The sequence below is a fragment of the Roseburia sp. AM23-20 genome, assembly GCF_003470905.1.
Taxonomy (GTDB): domain Bacteria; phylum Bacillota; class Clostridia; order Lachnospirales; family Lachnospiraceae; genus Roseburia; species Roseburia rectibacter.
In genome coordinates, this window is the sequence record NZ_QRHS01000008.1 from 1 (window position 1) to 20,046 (window position 20,046).

26 protein-coding genes and 3 pseudogenes are annotated in these 20,046 nt (G+C 38.4%); 21 read left to right on the forward strand and 8 right to left on the reverse strand.

Annotated features, from left to right (window positions below; genetic code table 11):
- Together DW650_RS07980 and DW650_RS07985 are read right to left on the reverse strand one after the other, a co-directional pair.
- Positions 1–1,196: IS256 family transposase (locus tag DW650_RS07980; protein ID WP_199654232.1), on the reverse strand; the 1,196-nt coding region annotated here is incomplete at its 3' end.
- Between the two features lie 163 nt (positions 1,197–1,359).
- Positions 1,360–2,325 carry a hypothetical protein gene (locus DW650_RS07985; protein WP_118209574.1) on the reverse strand — a complete coding sequence of 322 codons (966 nt, stop codon included), beginning with the start codon at positions 2,323–2,325 and terminating at the stop codon, positions 1,360–1,362.
- A gap of 212 nt (positions 2,326–2,537) precedes the next feature.
- Between DW650_RS07985 and DW650_RS07990 the strand changes: the two genes are divergently transcribed.
- Positions 2,538–2,885, forward strand: a complete 348-nt coding sequence (locus DW650_RS07990; RefSeq protein ID WP_118209575.1) for a hypothetical protein — start codon at positions 2,538–2,540, stop codon at positions 2,883–2,885.
- 212 nt (positions 2,886–3,097) lie between these two features.
- Here the strand turns inward: DW650_RS07990 and DW650_RS07995 are convergent, their stop codons facing one another.
- The 4 genes from DW650_RS07995 to DW650_RS08010 all read right to left on the reverse strand — a co-directional run bounded on the left by DW650_RS07995 (position 3,098) and on the right by DW650_RS08010 (position 7,245).
- Positions 3,098–4,471 carry a relaxase/mobilization nuclease domain-containing protein gene (locus DW650_RS07995; RefSeq protein WP_118209576.1) on the reverse strand — a complete coding sequence of 458 codons (1,374 nt, stop codon included), beginning with the start codon at positions 4,469–4,471 and terminating at the stop codon, positions 3,098–3,100.
- A complete protein-coding gene (locus tag DW650_RS08000) occupies positions 4,420–4,761 on the reverse strand; it encodes a MobC family plasmid mobilization relaxosome protein (protein ID WP_118209577.1) in 342 nt (113 codons plus the stop codon). Before DW650_RS08000 ends, DW650_RS07995 begins: the two co-directional genes overlap by 52 nt.
- Before the next feature lie 377 nt (positions 4,762–5,138).
- Positions 5,139–6,536 carry a sensor histidine kinase gene (locus DW650_RS08005; RefSeq protein WP_118209578.1) on the reverse strand — a complete coding sequence of 466 codons (1,398 nt, stop codon included), beginning with the start codon at positions 6,534–6,536 and terminating at the stop codon, positions 5,139–5,141.
- Position 6,537: 1 nt separating this feature from the next.
- Complete coding sequence (locus DW650_RS08010; protein WP_118209579.1) at positions 6,538–7,245, reverse strand: response regulator transcription factor; 708 nt, start codon at positions 7,243–7,245, stop codon at positions 6,538–6,540.
- Positions 7,246–7,390: 145 nt separating this feature from the next.
- On the opposite strand from DW650_RS08010, the gene DW650_RS08015 reads away from it, so the two are divergent.
- From DW650_RS08015 to DW650_RS08040, 6 genes are all read left to right on the forward strand, one after another.
- Positions 7,391–8,155 (forward strand): ABC transporter ATP-binding protein, encoded by a 765-nt coding sequence (locus DW650_RS08015; protein ID WP_118209580.1) that lies wholly within the window; start codon positions 7,391–7,393, stop codon positions 8,153–8,155.
- Positions 8,152–8,877: an ABC transporter permease gene (locus DW650_RS08020; RefSeq protein ID WP_118209581.1), complete on the forward strand. Its 726-nt coding sequence runs from the start codon at positions 8,152–8,154 to the stop codon at positions 8,875–8,877. Before DW650_RS08015 ends, DW650_RS08020 begins: the two co-directional genes overlap by 4 nt.
- Positions 8,878–8,891: 14 nt before the next feature.
- Positions 8,892–9,656, forward strand: a complete 765-nt coding sequence (locus DW650_RS08025; RefSeq protein ID WP_118209582.1) for an ABC transporter permease — start codon at positions 8,892–8,894, stop codon at positions 9,654–9,656.
- Between the two features lie 9 nt (positions 9,657–9,665).
- A complete protein-coding gene (locus DW650_RS08030) occupies positions 9,666–9,962 on the forward strand; it encodes a hypothetical protein (RefSeq protein ID WP_118209583.1) in 297 nt (98 codons plus the stop codon).
- Positions 9,963–10,210: 248 nt separating this feature from the next.
- Positions 10,211–10,471 (forward strand): response regulator, encoded by a 261-nt coding sequence (locus tag DW650_RS08035; protein WP_243102895.1) that lies wholly within the window; start codon positions 10,211–10,213, stop codon positions 10,469–10,471.
- A gap of 81 nt (positions 10,472–10,552) precedes the next feature.
- Positions 10,553–11,002 carry a winged helix-turn-helix domain-containing protein gene (locus DW650_RS08040; RefSeq protein WP_243102896.1) on the forward strand — a complete coding sequence of 150 codons (450 nt, stop codon included), beginning with the start codon at positions 10,553–10,555 and terminating at the stop codon, positions 11,000–11,002.
- 19 nt (positions 11,003–11,021) lie between these two features.
- On the opposite strand, the gene DW650_RS08045 is transcribed toward DW650_RS08040, so the two are convergent.
- Complete coding sequence (locus tag DW650_RS08045; protein WP_118209584.1) at positions 11,022–11,279, reverse strand: helix-turn-helix domain-containing protein; 258 nt, start codon at positions 11,277–11,279, stop codon at positions 11,022–11,024.
- Positions 11,280–11,453: 174 nt separating this feature from the next.
- On the opposite strand from DW650_RS08045, the gene DW650_RS08050 reads away from it, so the two are divergent.
- Positions 11,454–11,789, forward strand: a complete 336-nt coding sequence (locus DW650_RS08050) for a hypothetical protein (protein ID WP_118209585.1) — start codon at positions 11,454–11,456, stop codon at positions 11,787–11,789.
- A gap of 91 nt (positions 11,790–11,880) precedes the next feature.
- Here the strand turns inward: DW650_RS08050 and DW650_RS08055 are convergent, their stop codons facing one another.
- A complete protein-coding gene (locus DW650_RS08055; RefSeq protein ID WP_199654222.1) occupies positions 11,881–12,231 on the reverse strand; it encodes a helix-turn-helix domain-containing protein in 351 nt (116 codons plus the stop codon).
- 526 nt (positions 12,232–12,757) lie between these two features.
- Between DW650_RS08055 and DW650_RS08060 the strand changes: the two genes are divergently transcribed.
- The 13 genes and pseudogenes from DW650_RS08060 to DW650_RS08125 all read left to right on the forward strand — a co-directional run bounded on the left by DW650_RS08060 (position 12,758) and on the right by DW650_RS08125 (position 20,035).
- Complete coding sequence (locus tag DW650_RS08060; RefSeq protein WP_118209586.1) at positions 12,758–13,198, forward strand: sigma-70 family RNA polymerase sigma factor; 441 nt, start codon at positions 12,758–12,760, stop codon at positions 13,196–13,198.
- Positions 13,182–13,430: a helix-turn-helix domain-containing protein gene (locus DW650_RS08065; RefSeq protein WP_002593582.1), complete on the forward strand. Its 249-nt coding sequence runs from the start codon at positions 13,182–13,184 to the stop codon at positions 13,428–13,430. Before DW650_RS08060 ends, DW650_RS08065 begins: the two co-directional genes overlap by 17 nt.
- Positions 13,431–13,621: 191 nt before the next feature.
- Positions 13,622–14,812, forward strand: coding sequence for an IS630 family transposase (locus DW650_RS08070; protein WP_118209587.1), 1,191 nt, complete (start codon positions 13,622–13,624; stop codon positions 14,810–14,812).
- A gap of 317 nt (positions 14,813–15,129) precedes the next feature.
- Complete coding sequence (locus DW650_RS08075) at positions 15,130–15,351, forward strand: DUF6462 family protein (protein WP_243102897.1); 222 nt, start codon at positions 15,130–15,132, stop codon at positions 15,349–15,351.
- 115 nt (positions 15,352–15,466) lie between these two features.
- On the forward strand, positions 15,467–15,637 hold the full coding sequence (locus tag DW650_RS08080) for a CopG family transcriptional regulator (protein ID WP_118209588.1): 171 nt from the start codon (positions 15,467–15,469) through the stop codon (positions 15,635–15,637).
- 40 nt (positions 15,638–15,677) lie between these two features.
- Positions 15,678–16,916 carry a site-specific integrase gene (locus DW650_RS08085; RefSeq protein WP_118209589.1) on the forward strand — a complete coding sequence of 413 codons (1,239 nt, stop codon included), beginning with the start codon at positions 15,678–15,680 and terminating at the stop codon, positions 16,914–16,916.
- Between the two features lie 176 nt (positions 16,917–17,092).
- Positions 17,093–17,284, forward strand: a pseudogene (locus tag DW650_RS08090) (coproporphyrinogen dehydrogenase HemZ); the annotation flags it as partial.
- A gap of 391 nt (positions 17,285–17,675) precedes the next feature.
- Positions 17,676–17,801: pseudogene (locus tag DW650_RS08100) on the forward strand (helix-turn-helix domain-containing protein); the annotation flags it as partial.
- A gap of 290 nt (positions 17,802–18,091) precedes the next feature.
- Entirely contained in the window at positions 18,092–18,271 is a 180-nt protein-coding gene (locus DW650_RS08105) for a hypothetical protein (protein ID WP_055238209.1), read from the forward strand.
- Positions 18,272–18,329: 58 nt separating this feature from the next.
- A pseudogene (locus DW650_RS20610) lies at positions 18,330–18,479 on the forward strand (ParM/StbA family protein); the annotation flags it as partial.
- 8 nt (positions 18,480–18,487) lie between these two features.
- Positions 18,488–19,288, forward strand: coding sequence for a DUF6017 domain-containing protein (locus DW650_RS08115; protein ID WP_199654224.1), 801 nt, complete (start codon positions 18,488–18,490; stop codon positions 19,286–19,288).
- An 11-nt stretch (positions 19,289–19,299) separates the two neighbouring features.
- On the forward strand, positions 19,300–19,596 hold the full coding sequence (locus DW650_RS08120; protein ID WP_055066640.1) for a hypothetical protein: 297 nt from the start codon (positions 19,300–19,302) through the stop codon (positions 19,594–19,596).
- A 10-nt stretch (positions 19,597–19,606) separates the two neighbouring features.
- A complete protein-coding gene (locus DW650_RS08125; RefSeq protein ID WP_117919844.1) occupies positions 19,607–20,035 on the forward strand; it encodes a hypothetical protein in 429 nt (142 codons plus the stop codon).
- Positions 20,036–20,046 lie beyond the last annotated feature (11 nt).

Below are 20,046 nucleotides of genomic sequence, written 5' to 3' on the forward strand. Positions count from 1 at the left end.
CGCTCTTCAAAATAGATTTCAAGCTGGGAGTGGATCTGCCCCCAGTCCTGCCTGTGTCCTGTCCATTTCTTAGTGATATCCATAGTCGCAAGATACAGCATTTTTAAAAGGCTGTCATCCGACGGGAAAACGGTCTTGCTTTTGGTTACTTTCCGCAGCTGACGGTTGAATCCTTCAATCGCATTGGTGGTATAAATCAGGCGCCTTACTGCCTCCGGGTACTTGAAATAAGTGGATAATGTAGCCCAGTTGTCATGCCATGATTTATAAATCTTTGGATACTTGGAATCCCATTTATCTTTGAATAATTCTAATTCATTTAATGCTGTTTCTTCCGTTGGCGCAGCATATACAAGCTTCAGATCAGCCATCAGCTTTTTGATGTCTTTGTAGGAAACAAACTTCGTTGAATTACGGATCTGATGAATAATACACTGCTGGATTTCTGTTTTTGGATAAACAGCTTCAATTGCCTGTGGAAATCCATTTAGTCCATCCACACATGCTATCAGGATATCTTCAACTCCGCGGTTCTTTAGTCCATTCATGATGGAGAGCCAGAACTTGGCGCTTTCGTTTTCTCCAACATACATACCAAGAACGTCCTTTTTTCCGTTCATATCGATGCCAAGAGCAATGTAGACTGCACGTTTTACAATGCGTCCTTCACTTCGGACATGATAGTGGATAGCATCCATAAATACGACGGCGTACACTTCTTCCAATGGACGTTCCTGCCATTCTTTTACGATTGGCAGGATTTTATCTGTAATACGACTGATAGTGCTGTCAGAAATATCAATATCATACAGTTCCCGCATATGAGACTCAATATCACCGGTAGTCATTCCTTTGGCATACATGGAAAGGATTTTTTCTTCCATGTCCTGAGTCACAGCATTCTGATACTTTTTGATCAACTGAGGCTCATACTCACCATTACGATCTCTTGGAATAGCTACATCCATATCTCCATAGCTTGTGTGCATAGTTTTACGGGAATGTCCATTTCGGCTGTTATCCGTTTCTTTGTTTCGATAATCATACTTGGAATAGCCTAATTCTTCATCCAGTTCTTCATCCAAAGCACCTTCCAGAAGAACAGACATCATGTCACGCATGATGCTGTTTACATCGGTGCCGTCTTTGATGCTGATATCATTATTTTTCAGATAATCACGCATCATTTCTCTCATTGCTGCTTTTTGTGGGCTGTCTTGTCTTCTTGCCATAAAAATAACCTCCAAACTGAGTAATTTTATCTTACATCAGTTTGGAGGTTTACACAAACTTTGGGATGCTCCCTGAAATTCACTCCCTGGTACTTCTATCGTAAATTATTTTTGAAAAGAAATAATCTTAAACAAGCACAGCTTTTTTATCCGTTTCAATAATAGCAATTACATCGTCTACACTTGTGCCTGTATATGTGGCAATCTGTTCTGCCGTAAGCCCATTCTTGTGCATATTAAGAATAATTCTAGCTTCGCCCTCAGCAATGCCATCTTCTCTGATCCCCTGACTTAAATTGCACATAATGTTCACATCCCTTCTAAAATTTTCCTCAACAGGAATATTGTATTCATCACCGATGATTGTCAGCTTTTCATTTATCGTCAGTTCTTTGGATAATAATGCCCCTAACAGACGGTGCAGCTCATACATTTCATCGTGTTCCGGAAGCTCTTTTGTAAGACCTAGCATGACGATATTTAACAGGTCGAGATTTCCTTTCCAGTGATAAGTATCTATAATATCATCTTTGGTGAGGTGGATATGGCTCATGCTGTTTTTGTCCATATTCATACATACCCAGATCGAATAGACACGGCGTATGTCATTATAGTTTGAATTTTCAAAATCCCGCCCTTTTTGTGAGGATATCATCCTGCTGACATAAAAGATTGCCCGGTTTAAAATATCATATTCCGTCGGTTCTGATTTCTGTGCTTCCACATTTACGATTATCTGCGATAATTCGCCTTTTATGCCACTTTTTGATGGCATACGGACATAAAAGATAATGTCAAATCGTATCAGTCCCTCGTTGATTTCTGCGTTTTCCCCATTCAGACCGATTAAGCGTTCTCCGCTGTTTTCGGTGACAGTATTGGTAAGTCCCGGCTCAACCGGAACGGTACTAATACAAGGCTCGCCCTCGATCAGCGGAACAATGTCTTTTGGGTTCATTCCCATAAATTCAGGGACTGTTTTTACTAAGATATGTGCCAGTATGTGTTTCTGTCCCAGTAAACGCTTGGCACTGGCATCATATTGGGCATCTTTATCCGTTGATGCTATTGCATTTTTTAATTCTGTGTTCACAGGTTTCCTCCTTTTTGTAGGATATAGTCATCTACAAGGAGTATCTGACCACATCCTCATTATAACTTATTTTTAAGGTTAAAACAACTTGGAAATCTTTCTGTTGCAGGGCAAACGCATATAGGTTTCCTCCTTGATTTTTGAACATACAAGATTTAAAATGAAAAATGTACCTTGAAAACATTAAAAAGTAATAGAAAAGAGGTAATATTATGGATAATCAAAATAAAGTTCTGGAGTATGCTAACAAATTAGAGCATATTCTTCGTCATTATCTTGAATGTGACTATACTGAATTTGGCGTGAAAGCAAATGATAATTTAACTCGCTATGATTGGCAAAGTCCTATAAATTTTGCTTTAGGTTATCGTTATGCTTCGTCAAATAAAGACCCCAAAGTGAAAGCAGATATTGATTATTTTTTAGGTAATGTGCTTGAAGGGCAAAGTATTGGCGATGTAGTGGAAAAATATGAATACTATGGTTATGACTCCCCAGAAGCCGCATTTGAGTATATTGACAAAGCCATTGAAAAGTTAAGAAAAATACTGTTTTCGTAACATTAAAAGTATTTTTGGCGGTTTTATTGTTTTTTGGGTGAATTAGTTTTTGGCAACTTCTTGATACAGTACCCGATACAAGGGGCTGTCCTTTTGTGGTAGGGGCAGGAAGCGCAAGCCAGGGAATGGGGAACGGGAGGCTTGTGCTCATGCCGCCCGTTCCCCGGTTTTTGTATCATCATTTTGGTTCTATGTCAAGAAAAAATGAAAAATTACAATTCATGTTTTTTCTCTTTTTTTATCTGATCCGTATCGTGTTCCACCTGCACGTCCCGTCCGAGATACCGATTAAGATTTTCCTGTTTCCGCTTCAAATCCCGCACCTCTTTTTCACAGCTCTTGTAGGTTGCGGTCAGTTCTTTTTTCCGTGTTTCCAATGCCTGATACTCGGCTCGCAGCTTATTCACATTCAATCCTTTTAGCTTGATGCCTGCCTGTTCAAGCACCCGTCTTGCACCGCCATAGAGGATGATCTGGCTCTCGTATCTGCGGAAATAAGCGTCCGGGTTCTTGGCTTTCTTGTAAGCAATATGATAGGAGCGGTTGTCCTTGTACTGCTCGGCATATTTGATGATTTCCGCAAGGTCTTTCATGCGGTGTTCCAGTTCCACAACGCTCTGTTTGGCAGACTTGCCCGCTTCCGTTTTTACAGTAATCTTATGCTCCAGATCGGAGAGAGAACCAGCTTCATTATAGCTTTGTGCGGCGATTTTCAGATTCTCAATTGCCGCCCACTGTTGCAGTCCGGGACTGTTCTGGAATTTCTCGTCCGAGGTGTCAATGAGCCTGCGGGTGGAGTAGTCCTTTTTCGGGATAACTACTTTTCGTTCCCGCTTCTTTTCAATGAGTTCCCGGATACGTTCCTTTGTGTATTCTTTCCCTAAAGACCTAGTACTGCCACGAACAAAACGCTCCTTGTCCAGAGGTCGGAAAGAGATATATTTCACAGCTTCTTCTCCAAAAGTTTCCCCTTTGATTTCATATCCTTTGGCTCTCATTAAAAGCAGAAATTCTTCATAAGTGGAAGCCGCCTTGATACAGAAATTGATGTCCCGTCTGAGTTGCGTTTTCCAGGTCGAACCATTCTGATCAGACTGCCATTCCTTGTATTTTTTGCCACGTTCACCGCCGGGAATGATGACAGAAAGATTGTGTTCTTTGCACAGCTCATCACTCAGGTGGCGGATGCGGTGGTAGGTCTGTGTGCAGTCATGGTATTTGTTATATTCAATGTTGTCAGCCGCACAAAAGATGATATGGTTGTGTATATGCACCTTATCAATATGCGTGGTGACAACATACGAATATTTTCCCTCTAAAACCTTGTCTGCAAACTCTTTTCCGATGTGGTGCGCTTCCTCATAACCGACTTCGCCCGGAGCAAAAGCCTGTATCAGATGGTAGGCTTTGTTGGGACTGTTTTCCCTGCAATGGTCAAGCGTATATTTAAAGTCAATTGCCGCAGTTTCGGGCGCACACGCATAAGACGAAACATAGATTTGTTCATCGGTTTTGTCCGGGTTACAGATATATTCTATGGCTTTATCAACGGTTGCTTTGATAGCATGGATTTTTGTGTACGCCATACCTCGTTCATCAACTCCTTCACTTCGTCCATATCTTCCTGATAGATATGCCCGGTGCTGTTTATACGCTTCGCAATCTGGTTTAAACTGGAGCTGATACGTCCCAGTTCCGTATTGTAATTTCGCAGGTAACTGTAATCCACATCATAGACATATCCGTACAAAATGAGCTTGCGTAAAAAAGCGGATTTGCTTTTCATGCCGGACAGCTTAAACTTTCTGTCAAGGATATATTGTTCTTCGTCATTGAGATAAAATTGCACCGGATTGGTGCGGTTTCGCTTTGCCATTTCTGCCACTTCCTTTCTGATTTTGGGTACAAAAAAACTGCTGTAAAATGTTCGATTTTTACAACAGTTCGTTTCAAGTTTTATTCAATTTTGAGCGTAACCACCCAAGCAGATTATAGCAAAAGTGGCAGAAAAGGTCAAGGTATTCCGGTGGAAAACCGGAGAAAAATAAAAGAGGGTTAGGGATACTTCCCTATGGAAATTCAACTGCACAGACGATAGGAAAGTGCGGGAAATTTCGCCTGTGTCATGACACAGGCAGTGCTTGCTAAGGTTGTTTTTGGCACTCCAGGAGGGTGTGCCGGATGCTTTGTTATTTTGAAAATATAAGGGAATAAAAATATGTTTACAGATTACTGCTCACTTTCAAATACACTTTATAGTGGGATAGTAAGCTCTGTTTTGAAACCGCCATAATATTCACTGTGATCTATTATAACAGTTCCACTATGACCATCCATAATCTGCTTCACAATCAGCAGTCCTAAACCATGTCGTTGTTCGGTAGTGTTTGTATCACAGACCATATAATGCGGTGTGTGATTGAGCTTTTCTATTTGTTCATCGGAAACTCCGATACCGTTATCTTCAACACAGATGATACATTTGTTATTATATGTGGAAACTGATACATAAATCGCACATCCGTTTTCGTTATGAGTTATGCTGTTCTGAATAAGATTTGAGATTGCCCGTTTTAATAAATCCTTATCTGCGTTAATGTTGCAAACGGTCAGTTTATCATCAGTTTTCCATTTAATTGGAAATCTATCATCAATATCCATATTCATAAAATCTACAACGACTTGACGAACAACGGCAACAGCATTTTCCTCTTTTTTCATAATTGGTTGCATATTATATTCGAGCTTTGAAGCAAGATTAAGGTCGTTAATCAAATTCTTCATTCGCTCACTTTGCTTTACAATTACAGTAGCTTTTTTACGCTCTGTTTCCGAAAGACTTGGGGAATTTCCTAATTGTCCAGCATATCCCATAACCATTGACAGTGGTGTCCGAATATCGTGGGAAACACCCGCTATCCAATTTGCTCTTGCAGTTTCCTTTTTTCTTAACTGCTTTTTTTGCTCCTGCAAAATATCGGAGGTGTGATTGATATTAACGGATATTTCTGAAAGCACACCTGTTTCTGGAATGTGGACATTCTCTCCAATGGATAAACCTTGTATTCCCTTTGTAATCGGCTTAACTGATTTTAAGAGCTTCATATTAGCTATTAAATAAATTGCAAGGATAAGCATGATATTGATAAATAACACATTTAGAACAATTTGCGGAAAATTTGAAAGTAGGCTGTAATCCCAACTTGGTTGTGTATGTTTCCAAAAGCTGTCTTTTGGAAATCCGAGGACGACAACACCGTATTCATTTTCACCTGTGTAGGTTGGATAACCGTCAAGATATCCCACACTCAAATTAGCTATATCGGACAAAGTATAATCATTCGGAATAGTAGAAGGAACATTTTCGGTTTTCCATGTGACTTTCAATGTATTATTATCAACCAAAATCGCCCATGCTCCACAATCTGTCAATTTAGCAGACATATTTTCTGATAAAACATAATTTCCACCTGTGGACGATTGTAACGCTTTTCCTGTTTCTCTGGCTATATTGTAGGGAGACGCATCTTTATCGGGAATGTAGCTTGCCATAAGTACAACAAACGCAATAAAATTTATTAACACTATAAGTATAGAACTTAGCAGCAAAATACCTACAAAACGCCGTATAAGTTTTGGTACGCTTTTCATGTTACTTGTCCTCCACAATCAACTTGTAGCCTAATCCCCTGATTGTTACCAACGAAACAGGCTGTGAGGGATTTAGTTCTATTTTTTCTCTGATACGGCGTATATGCGCCATTAAAGAATTTTCATATCCAAAAGGATTATCGCCCCATGCAGCTTCACATAATGCGTCAATCGTTATAATACGTCCGGCATTTCTGTACAGGGCAGAAAGTAGATCATGCTCCTTTGCTGTCAGAGGAATATGTTCGTTATTTTTTATTACTTCGGCACATGAAAAATCAATCTGACTGTTTTTCAGTTTCACAATAGGGTTTTCACTCTTATAGCTTCTTCTTAAGATTGCCATGATTCGAAACAATAGTTCTTTTGGAAGAAATGGCTTTACTATGTAATCATCAGCACCTAACCCAAACCCCTTAAATTTATCATCATCTTCACCGCGGGCAGTAAGAAACAAAATAGGATAATCACCATATCGTTTTAACTGCTCCATTAAATCAAATCCATTCCCGTCTGGAAGCATAACGTCAAGAATTGCTAATTCTGGACGGAATTTTTGGGATGCTGCTATGGCATCTTTCATACTCTTGGCAGTCGTTATATTATGAAATCCGTATTCATTTAGGATTGATAAGACCATATCTAAAAGTTCTTGCTCATCATCAACGAGTAGTAAATGCTTGTTCAACAAGTAATCATCATTATTCATGGTGAAACCTCCTTTCACATTTACATTATACCATACTAAAAATGAATTTTTGAGTGTCCTGCAAAATGTAAGGTAGATGTAAGGTGGAGAGAATGTTGCCGCAAGGTTGGCGCAGTATCATAAACTCATGAAAGGAGATGTTGCTATGAACTATATTATTACAACAGAACAGTTGACAAAAAAATACAAATCTTTTGTCGCTGTTAATGATGTTTCACTTCATATTCGGAAAGGAAGTATTTACGGCTTTCTTGGTCCGAATGGAGCAGGAAAATCAACCACTATGAAAATGCTTTTAGGACTGACTGCTCCCACGAAAGGAGACTTTACAATTGACGGGAAACAATTTCCAGCTGACCGCATTTCCATTTTGAAAGAAATAGGCTCATTTATTGAGTCACCATCTTTCTATGCAAATCTGACAGGTAAGGAAAACCTCGATATTATCCGTCGCATTTTAGGACTACCCCAAAGTGCAGTTGAAGACGCATTGGAATTGGTTGGTCTTTCAGAGTTTGGTGATCGTCTTGCAAAGAAATATTCACTTGGCATGAAGCAGCGGTTAGGGCTTGCCGGGGCGTTGATTGGTAGACCGCCTATTTTGATTTTGGATGAGCCGACAAATGGACTTGATCCGTCCGGCATACACGAAATCCGAAATTTGATTGAGTCCCTACCTGACCTTTACGATTGTACAGTACTTATTTCTTCTCATATGCTATCTGAAATCGAGCTGATGGCAGATGACATTGGGATACTCAATCATGGGCGGTTGTTATTTGAGGGCAGTTTGGATGAACTACGGCAGTATGCCTTACAATCTGGTTTTGCTACTGATAATTTGGAAGATATGTTTCTGTCTATGATTGAGAAAGACAATACAAGCAGGAAGCAGAGGGCAAAACTATGAGAACACTTGTAATCGAACTTCGGAAAAGCAAAAGGACAGGCGTTATCCCTCTGATGATTGCAGTGGGTATCGCGGGTGCAGCCTATGCTTTTATAAATTTCATTGTCCGAAAGGACACATTATTAAATTTGCCTTTAGCGCCTATGGATGTTCTTCTTACGCAGCTTTACGGCATGATTATGGTCTTAAATATGTTCGGTCTCATAGTCGCAACATGTATTATTTATAACATGGAATTTAAGGGAAGTGCAGTAAAAAAGATGTATATGCTGCCTATGAACGTTCCTACCATGTACCTGTGCAAATTTCTGATTTTAACAGTTCTGTTGTTGATTGCTGTTTGCTTTCAAAATTTGGCACTTGCAAAAATCGGTGTGACAGATTTACCGCAAGGCACGTTTGAAGCCCATACCCTGATATCTTTTGCGGGTTATTCATTTCTTACGTCAATGCCTGTATTGTCCTTTATGCTTTTGGTATCGTCGCGATTTGAAAATATGTGGGTGCCACTTGGAATTGGAGTAGCGGGATTTTTAAGTGGTATGGCATTGGCTTCGTCAAATATTACGCTTTTTATGATACATCCTTTTGTGGTTATGTTAAAACCTGCTGTTGCTATGAGCGCACAGCCAAATATTGCGGTTGTAATTGTATCCTTGATTGAAACAATCCTGTTTCTATGTGCGGGATTGTGGGCAGCTAAAAATCTACGCTATGAATAAGGAGGTGTATAGAAATGAGCTTTTGGGAACTGCTTAAAATTGAATTTATAAAAGTAAAGCGTAGTAAGATCATTCCATTGATTTTTATTGCCCCGCTGCTTGTAGTTGCGTCTGGCGTGGCAAATCTTCATAGTTACTTTACCCCGGAATATACAAACGCATGGGCGGCTATGTTTATTCAAAGTGCATTGGTCTATTCGTATTATCTGCTTCCGTTTAGCATGATTGTCATTTGCGTGATGATTGCAGGACGGGAAACAGGAAATAATGGGATAATGAAGATGCTGGCACTACCTGTTAGCAGATATGCGCTTTCTGCTGCAAAATTTTGTGTGTTGTTATTTTATCTGTTTATGGAAATGGTTGTATTTCTTGCAGTATTTGTTATAGCAGGATTGCTTGCAACCAGTGGCACAGGGATTACAGAAACACTTCCGATTATGTATCTATTGAAATGGTGTTGTGGGCTGTTTTTGACTATGCTTCCGAGCGTAACGACTATGTGGGCGATTACTGTACTTTTCGATAAGCCACTGTTATCCGTTGGATTAAATATGTTCCTTGTTATTCCCGGTGTGTTAGTAGCAAATACTCCGCTTTGGATAGCATATCCTTATTGTTACAGTGGCTATTTGGTTTCTTGTTCTTTGCATGATTTTACGACAATAGGCATAGGCAATGGATTTCAGTTATTTCCATTTTTGCCATGTGCCATTGTGATTTTTGTATTTGCATTTTGGGTAGCAATAACACGCTTTGGAAAAAAGGAAATGAGGTGACAAACTATTATGAATCAAAAGAAATTTCAAAAATTGAGTGTGGTAGCATTGATTATAAGCCTTCTGCCATTGGTAACATTTATCCCTGTTTTGCTCCATATTACATTGACAGATGGTGTACGTTCTGCATGGGTGGGGGTCAATATCTTTTGTATTTTTGTAGGATTGATAATTTCGGTTATTTGTGTCAAAAATCGTGATAGCAGAAATGTAATAAATATTATTTCGACAACCATTAGTAGTTTTTGGGTGTTGCTCATGGGAGGTATTGTTGCCCTTGCCTTGTTTATCGGATTTGTTCAATAGGAATGGTATTATGCTTTCGATAAGAAAATTATTTGCAGCTATATTTATAACTTTAATTGTATTGTCCTGCGTAGCCTGTTCTGGACTTGATATTTTATCGGACAATATCAAAGGAGGCGCAGATAGGTTGGTGGAAGCATTCAGATTAAGATAGGGTAGAGGAGGGGAAGTATGAAGAGATTATTGCTTGTAGATGATGATACAGCTTTTTAAAGATACTATCGTCCTTGTTGCAACGGGATTTTCAAGTGTACGAAGCTACGGGGGTGGAAGAAGCATTGAAAACACTTGATGTTGTCCTGATTCATGCAATTTGTTCCGATTTCAATATGAAGGATGGAACAGGGATTGAATTGCTTGAAAGACTATATCATGAAAAAAATGGAATACCGTTCCTTCTTATGTCGGGTGATGATGATCGCAGACTTGTTGAAACCGTAGAACGGTATGGGGCTACATTTTGTTGTAAAACAGATTTTGAACTCTTGAAAAAAATAAAAAAATTATAATTTTACGATAAAATGATAGTTATATAAATACCAGATTTTTATTTAGAGAAATTAAGGGTATTAACAGTTCTTATTTTAAGTATGATGGGAGGTGATTTCTTTGGGAAGGTGTTGATTTTATCGTTTAAGGATGATGAAGAACATATTATCAATCGCATTTTATCCTGTATGAATAAAGAGGTAGAGATTTTGCATCACGGAAATGTTCAAAGCGGACAACTTTATTTCGATGGACTTTGTGTTGATGAACAGAAGAGAATTGTAGTTCGTGAAAATAATGAGATTGAATTGACCTATACGGAATTTGAAATATTGCTTTTATTGGCACAGAATATGGGTAAAGTATTTAGCAAAGAACAAATATATGATAGTGTTTGGAAAGAACCTTATTTTGGCGATCATAATATTGTCATGAGCCACATCCGTAACTTACGAGGAAAGATAGAGGATAATCCAAGTAAGCCGATTTACATCCAGACAGTATGGGGAGTTGGGTATCGTTTTAACAAAAATTTAAGCAGTGGTCTGTGATGATGATACAGATCACTGCTTATTTTTCGTTTTTGATGCCCAAAAGATATTCACATGATACATGAAAAAATTCTGCCAGAGCAACAACTTCATAATCTGGAACAAAGCGGGTTCCTTGTTCGATGCGAAGCACCGTAAGGTCGCTGAATTCATATCCGGCAAGTTGGAGCTGTTCAGCAAGGGCTTTTTGTGACATATGTTTTTCAGTGCGTAATTCCTTTACACGCTGACCAATCAGATTTTTTGAATTGCTTTCTTTATTCCAGTAAATCTTCATTCAAATACCAACTTTCTAAAGATGAAGTGCTATGTGATTGATTTTACGGAATATTTTTGATAATATACTTCTAAAGATGAGGTATAGAAAAATAAAATTGTTGAAAATGGTTGGGGATTGATAATACTGACTGCAAAATGCAATACTTATTGATAGGGAAAGGTGGATACGAGAATGAACGAAGTATTTGAAACAATAGCAGAGGTATTTGAGGAGCTTCGGAGTGAAGCCGGGGAGCGTGAATATTCTGTTCAGACGAAAGAATCGGAAAAGGCAGATAAGGAGTTAAAAAAGGTAAACCGGGAATACGAGAAGCTATTGACAGAGGTTTCGGCAGAACACCAACAGTTCTTGGAGGACTATATGGATATTGTGGATCATGCTCATTTTGAAGAACAGCAGAGAGCGTATTATCAGGGTATGATTGATGTGATACAGATATTTGATGGATTGGGAATTTTAAAGGAAAGAAGTAAGGTAAAAGAATTGCTTACTTCTATGAAAAGATAAGATAACAGGGTGGAAGGCTATGGAGAGCTGACCGCCCTGTTTTTATCCAGAATAATATAGAAATAATCAAGAAAAAATCGAAATCTTTCTGCTATTCTGTTTCATGGGTTTTATATGTACGAAGATAGGCTTCTACCAGTGCAAGAATGGTGGTTATCTGATCGCTTGTACATTCTGAAAGATAGACCAGCAGTCTTTGGTAATCCAGATTATCAGTTGGAGCTGCCGGATAAAAGAACGGATCAGCAGAGATGTGTAAAGCACGAATGAGCTGACCAAGTTTTTCGAGGCTTGGAACATTACCATGATTTTCGATCTCTTTGATATATCTTGATGAAACACCGGATTTTTCGGATAACTCATCATAAGTCAGCTTCTGGTCTAATCTGGCTTTCTTCAGGCGAAAACCCATGTCTTTATCAATTTTCTTAGATTTAGCCATATCATGCACCTCCGTATATAGTGTATAGTTCACCATTTAAAAAGAAAATGAACTAATAACGCACTATATCAGAGGGGTATAATACACTTGAATAAAATGAGAAACTTTGGATATTGCATATAAAAAAACGCAGTATTCAAAGGTTTTTTCTCATGTTTTTTATCCTTTGAATGTGTTTGGGAGAGCTATGTATTCTGAAACATTGAAAGGATATTTTTGTATCTGGGGAATATCGTCTTGCACATTACGTGGAAGGACAGGTAAATAGGTCGCATTTTAAGTAATGCGGCAAATTCTACAATTGAAAGTGCATTATATACACTCGTAGAATGTGGAGAAAATTTAATATCAGCTATAAACAGCGTCCTGTGGGTATGTGCCCATAAGGGCGTTTTTTATATACAGAAAAATTTTTCTAAAAATTTTTCAATCCACCCGAACATCTTACTGGTTTCATTTGGGAGATACACCGGAAGGGAAAAAGGGCAAAAGTCTTAGCATTCGGAACGGGAGGAGGTGAACTCGTATGGGGCAACCTTCTTCTAAGGATGAAATGACTATCCGGCACCAATTTGACCGGTTATGCCAGATGGCATTAAAAGGCGAAGCTGTAAATTATTACAAACACATGGACTATCGCAGGAAACACGAAGTTACATTCTCTGAACTGTCGGAAAAGGAGTTGAGCAAGTTATTTACTATGGATGAGTATGGAACAGAATATCATCATTTTGAAGTGCATGGCTATGACATTGAAGTAAAAAATACCCTGATTGTTGAAGCTTTGAAGGAACTTACAGAAAGAAAAAGGAATGTCATTTTACTTTCATATTTTATGGAAATGAGCGATGCGGATATTGCAAGAGAAATGAATTTGGTTCGCAGTACCATTCATGAACACAGGACACGCTCACTTGAAATTTTGAAGAAGATCATGGAAGGAATAGCAGATGAAAAAGATGTATAAAAGCAGAAATGAGGAAAATTTGTTGCCTTTCCATATTATAAAGGCAGCATCAGAGGGCGATGTAAGTGCCATCAATGCAGTGTTAAAGCACTATGAGGGATACATAATCAAATTGTCTACCAGAAAGTTATATGACGAAAGTGGACAGGTGCATTACTGCATTGATGAAACTCTGCGTCGCAGATTGGAAACCAAGCTGATTACAAAAATATTGGCGTTTGAAGTTGCATAGCATCCAATCAGAAAATTCCCTTTCTATTTATTGATTGGAAATGATGCAGCGTTGTACCTTGACAACTGAATATTTTTGCATACAGGACGTGAGGATATGCCGAGCCACTAGTATAAATGTTTTTAATTAACTCGACTCAATAAGCATTCCATGATATAATCTTCATATAATTGTATAGGGAGGTCATATTCATGGGCAGAAAAGTAAACACAATAACACTAACAGAGGAGCAGCGTTCGTATCTTGAATTACAAACTCGTGCTAGAACAATACAGGCACAAACCGTGTGTAGAGCAAGAATACTGTTGTTACGTGCTGATGGTGTTTCTATTAATGATATTGCTGATAAAGTAGGCATCAATAGATGCAGTGTAATGTTGTGCTTGAATAAATTCAAAGAGGGCGGTGTCGAAAACGCCTTGTTTGATGCTCCCGGTCGTGGTCGTAATGCTGAAATAACCGATGACGAAAAGACGTGGATTATAAATATCGCATGTCAGAAGCCGGTTAATCTTGGCTATTCAGCAGAAGTATGGACACGTGCCCTTCTCACAAAACATATCAATAAGTTTGCAGAAAATGCAGGTTATACAAGGTTATCAACTATAAGTCAGTCAAAGGTTCGCACAATACTTGAAGAGGCAGATATTAAGCCTAACAAAATAACTTATTACTGTGAAAATCGTGATCCGGATTTTGACCAAAAGATGCACAATGTCCTTCTGGTATATAAACAGCTATCATTACAGTTCGATAAAAAAGGACAACTTCTTCCATTTTGTGAAGATGATCAGGTGGTGCATGTACTCTCTTATGATGAGAAACCTGGAATCCAGGCAATTGCCACCACATCAGAAGATATCCAGTCGGATAATAATCATAAGACCATAAGCCGAGATTATGAGTACAGGCGTCTTGGAACCATTTCACTGCTTGCCGGAATAGATTTGCAAACAGGTGAGGCGATTCCACTCGTTAAAGAGTCCCATAACAGTAAGGACTATATCGAATTTCTTAAAAAACTTGATAACAAGTATCCAAAATCAGATAAGATTCGTCTGGTGTTGGATAACCTTAAAGTTCATTCTTCTGAGGAAACCAGAAAATACCTCGCAACCGTACCAGGAAGATTTGAATTTGTATTTACTCCAAAGCACGGTTCATGGTTGAATCTTGTTGAGGGCTTCTTCAGTAAACTTACTCGCCAGATGCTCAAGGGCATTCGTGTAAAAACTAAGGATGAACTTGTGCAGCGTATATATAAATACTTTGATGAAGTAAATGAAGAATCTGTTATATATCATTGGAAGTACAAACTTGAAGAAATTGATCCAAATGAAGAAGTGGTGGTTGATACGTTGCCAGTCAAAAAGTCGAGTTAATTACTGACAGCTATACTAGGTAGGTTCGCAAAGATGTACCTGCCCTTTTTCGGGTGAACGTGAAGAAGTGTTAAACATTACATTGAAGCAAAGGTATGGAGCGAGAAAAATCTGACAAAATGTGTGGCAGTAACACAGGGCGATGAAGCATATCTGTAATAATGATACTTCCGGATTGTAAAAAGATTTGTAGTCCGGTCAATTTGAATGACGGTGCAAGACCGATGTGGGCAGAGTAATGATCTGCCACCTGTATTGCATTTTTATCTGCCTATGAGAGCCTGCAAGGGGATTGTGGGTTGTCATTGGCAGATAAGATGCGTAGTGAAAGAAAGGACAGAACGATGAAATACAATTATAATGAAAAGAAGCGATTTGTAAGGTATAAAAATGGTGCAAAACTTTACGATGTATGCCAGTCTACTTTTGAAAAATGGGCAAAGGAAGCCGGAGCGGTATGCAAGGTAGGAAAAGCAGTTATCGTTGATTGTGAGGTGCTTGACAGATATTTAGAAACTTTTAGACTTCCAGCAGAATAAGTAGAGAGAAATGTATCTTAAATTTTATGATTGAAATTGATTGTATTACAAAAAGTAGTTGATATATTGTATTACGAAAAGTATAATAGTGGTAGATGAAGAAAGGAGAATACCTATGGCTAAGATGGGACGTCCAAAGTTGGATGTAATCAAAGACAAGATTGTTACGATTAGAATGTCCGACGAAGAATACCAGCGGCTTAGGGATTATTCTGAAAAGCATCAACAGACTATAACGGAAACAATTAAAGAAGGAGTTGACTTATTGTATAAAACTCGTAATTAAGGTACAGTTCTCTTCTTTCTGAAAAGAAAGGAGCAGACGTATGGCAAAATCACGAAAAGACAGTAAGGGGCGAGTGTTGCGAAAGGGGGAGACTGTTCGCAGTAATGGTATGTATCAGTACGCTTACAATGACAAGTTTGGAAAGCGACAGTACATATATGCAAAAGATTTAGTGACACTTCGGCAGAAGGAAGAAGAAATAATAAGAGATAGATTGGATGGAATTGACAGTCACACAGCTAAGAACCAGTGCTTGAATGAGATATTTGACAAGTACATGGATACAAGAAAAGATTTAGCTGCCCGTACCTATGCAGGATATATGTATCAGTATAATGCTTATGTGCGTCCCACTATAGGCAGACGTAAGATAAAGGATATTAAGTATTCGGATATCTTATACTTCTATAAAGTTTTAATGGAAGAACACAATTTGAGCTATGGAACGATTGAACATTTGCAGCGAGAAATACATCCAGCGTTTGAAATGGCGGTAAGGGACTGCATTATAAGAAACAATCCAACTCACAAAGTCTTAGGACAGCTTAAGAAACAGACCGGAGCAAAAAGAGGTGTGAGAAATGCACTTACACCAGAACAGCAGCAAGCATTTTTGCAGTTTATGGACGGTCATCCAATTTATGACCATTGGAAGCCGATATTCACATTTTTCATCGGAACAGGAGTCAGAGTTGGAGAATTAAGCGGTCTTAGATGGAAAGATGTTGATTTTGAAAATGGATATATTACAATAGACCATGCAGTTATTTATTTTGCAGGGAAGTTGAATAAAACCAACAAAAGAATTTATGTTTCCACACCAAAGACAGAAGCGGGCATTCGCAAAATTCCAATGGTAAGTGAAGTGCGAAAAGCACTTGATGAGGTTAAGCAGTACCAGTATGATAATGGTATTTTCTGTAAGTCCGACATTGATGGCTATACAGATTTTATATTCCTAAATTGTTTTGGAACTGTCTATCTGCAACAGGATTTAGACAGATCGTTGAGCAGAATAATTGATGCATACAACGATTGTGAGTTGCATGAAGCAGCTCTTAACAAAAGAGAAGCATTGCTTTTACCACATTTTACCTGTCACAGTCTCAGACACACATTTTGTGCTAGGTTTTGTGAGCATGAAACGAATCTGAAGGTTATTCAGTCAGTTATGGGACACGTTGACATTGGTACAACAATGAACATTTATGCAGAGGTTTCAGAAGCTAGAAAAAAGCAGTCAATGGAAGCTCTTGCAGAGAATTTGAAATTATTTTAGACAGAATGTATGGAAGAGTCCTTTAGGGCGCTTTAGTACATCAAAATAAGGGTTAGTACATCAATTGTACATCAATTTGATAAGAATTATACCTGATAATACGTTGTTAGGAATACTTTCCAGAAAGCAAAAATTCCAATAATACTGCGTAATATAGAATAATACGCAATATGGGATTGCTTATGGAGGAAAAACAGACCATCGTGGCGTGCGGAGCCGGAGCTTCCACAAAACGTGTCTGGACAGAACCAAATCCGGATGGCACACATCGGATCGAAAGATGCGAGAATGTCAAGGATGTCGGGCAGTATATCGAGAGAATTGATGAGATGATTGAGCGGAAGCAGAAACTTTTTGCAGAAGAATAAAAGGGTTTTTCTTCCTGAAATAGTACATCAAATGAGGGTTAGTACATCAAAAGTACATCAAAAAATTGGTCAGTGAACGACCATATAAACGCAAATTGAGACATGGAGAAGCGGTAAGAATGATTATAAATGGTGAATGTGGAGCGTTTTCTATGAAACTGCTTCAATGCTTTCTGGCTGCTGCTATGCGAAAAGAGTGGGTGCAGAAAGTAGAAACGGATACGGAAGCGTAATAGGATGCAACCTGGGTAATGGGAAAACAGAGAAATAGTATCTTATCATTTTTTTATGAAATTGGATGAGATTCTGCCTATATAATATGATTCTACCATTAAGGGGTGTACTTTTTGGGACAAAATAGATACTATAATTCTGAAAGGGGGAAGTATTTATGGACCTTGTGAAAATCGGAAGCTATATTGCAGAAAAAAGAAAAAAACTTGGTATGACTCAAAAACAGCTTGCTGAGAAACTGGGTAAGAGTGATAAGTCAGTTTCCAAATGGGAACGTGGTGTTTGAGTTATAATAGGACCAAGTTAGATGAAACCCAGTAAAATCAAGGGGTTATGCCTAATTTAGTCCTTATTTTTATACCAATTTAGCGGTAGATAAGGAAGCGCTGTTATATCAAAACCGAAAATCCAAGTCAGTATCACAGATGTCCGCAATCAGTCTGAGAGTGAATTTGTGTGCTTAGATTAGGTACAATTTTATATCAAAACATTTAGTGAGGACTAAATTAGCATTTGAGATGGAATATTCCATCAGCTGGTTTGGTCCTCTTTTTATTTGAGAGGAGTGGTCGAATGGGCAAGGTGTTAATTTGGTTCGTAATCATTATTAGTACAGTGGTTCTCTACTGTCTTATGAAAGTTAAGGCAGAGAGTGATGAACTGTATGAGGAATTAATGAAAAAACATTTTTATGGCAGGTCTGATGATATTCCTGCATCTGACAAAACCGAGCACTTGAAAGGGTGTGGGTAATTATATGAAATTTTGCAAAACAATAATGCAGACAATACAGAAAAGGAGTGAAAGGAACATGAATAACAAGTTAGAAGTAATCGGCATTGATCATGGCTGGTCAATGATGAAAACAATCTCTCAGGTATTTGTCACAGGAGTTAAGGAGATTACAACAACTCCGGCACTTTTCGGCGATGTACTTGAGTATGAAGGAAAGTTGACGAAGAAAACAAGGTGTACATTATCTATCAGATCACGGAGATACAGAGTGACTTGGGATTCTCTAAGAAAAAAGCAATGGATTATCTCACAGAATTGGAGAAAATCGGACTGATTGAAAAGAAAAAGAGAGGCTTTGGATTGCCGAACATTATATATGTTAAGAGCTTTATGGCACATCAGAGTAGTCAAAGAAGTAATGAAATGGGAACTTCACAGGAAAAAGATGTGGTACATAGAAGTATCGAAATGGGAACTCCTGAGGTGATGAATAAGCACCTCAGAGGTGCCGAAACAGATACCTCAGAAGTGCCCAAAAACGGACTGCAAGAGGTTCCCAAAACGGTACCGCTATATAATAAGACTTATATGAATTATAATAATCAGAGTAATATCACATCGAATCATATCAAATCAGATGGCGATAGGATTCGATGTGATCAAAAAGAACAGACAATCAATGCTTATGCTGAACTGGTAAAGAAAAATATTGATTTTGATGTTTTACTGCATACATATAGCAGAGAGCAGGATCTGGTAGAAGAAATATATCAGTTGATTCTGGAGACCGTTCAAACTGAAAAGGATATGATACGGATCGCCGGCGAATATTATCCGGCAGGCTTTGTGAAGGGAAAATTACTGAAACTGAATTATTCGCATATCGAGTATGTGCTGGAGTGCATGGATAAAAATACTACGAAAGTCAGAAACATAAAACAATATTTGCTGGCTGCTTTATTTAATGCACCATCAACGATTGGAAGTTATTATAAAGCAGCGGTAAATCACGACATGCCACAGTACGCAAACTGAAGGAGGTACTTATGATTGTTTTAAGAATGGCAGGAAAAATTTTATTGTTACCGGTGTGGTTATTATTAGCCACTGCCCATTTACTGGTAAAGATCGTAGTTGAAATCTACTGCATCGGCAAAGGGATTGTCAATCTCATTCTGGGTTTTATGCTGATTGGAACACTGCTCTGGTACAGACAATGGGAGCGGTTTGCTTTACTTGCAGTTGCCAGTGGTATCTTGCTGTTCTTTCTGTGGATCGGAGTGTTTATGGAAGTTATACTGGAATCAGCACAACACAAAATTGGAAAATGGATTATTAAGTGAGGAAACTATTATGGAAAAAGAATATATTCAGCTACCAGCATTAAAAAGAGATCTGGATCCAGATGTTGTAAAGGTTTTATGGGCGTTTATTCAATTACCTGAGGAATACCAAGCACGCTATCAGGAGCAATATGAATTGTTAAATCAGAGGAAAGAAGAAGCAGACAGGCAATTACAGGAGAATATCGAAAAGATTGATGCAGACGCAATTCATTTATATGAAGAAACCATGCGGAGCATGATTCGTGATATTGTTCAGCAATCCTGTAACTTAGCTTGTTGGGTTCGTTATCATAAATATGATTTGGAAGAATCTCTGGAGGAGATGATAGACCAGCAGCCACATGCTGCAAAATATATTATTGCAATGAATATACTTATGGATGACGCAGAGGGAAGCGAAAGTCCATTTGAGGGAAACAGTTTTATGACATCATAATTAAGGAAATC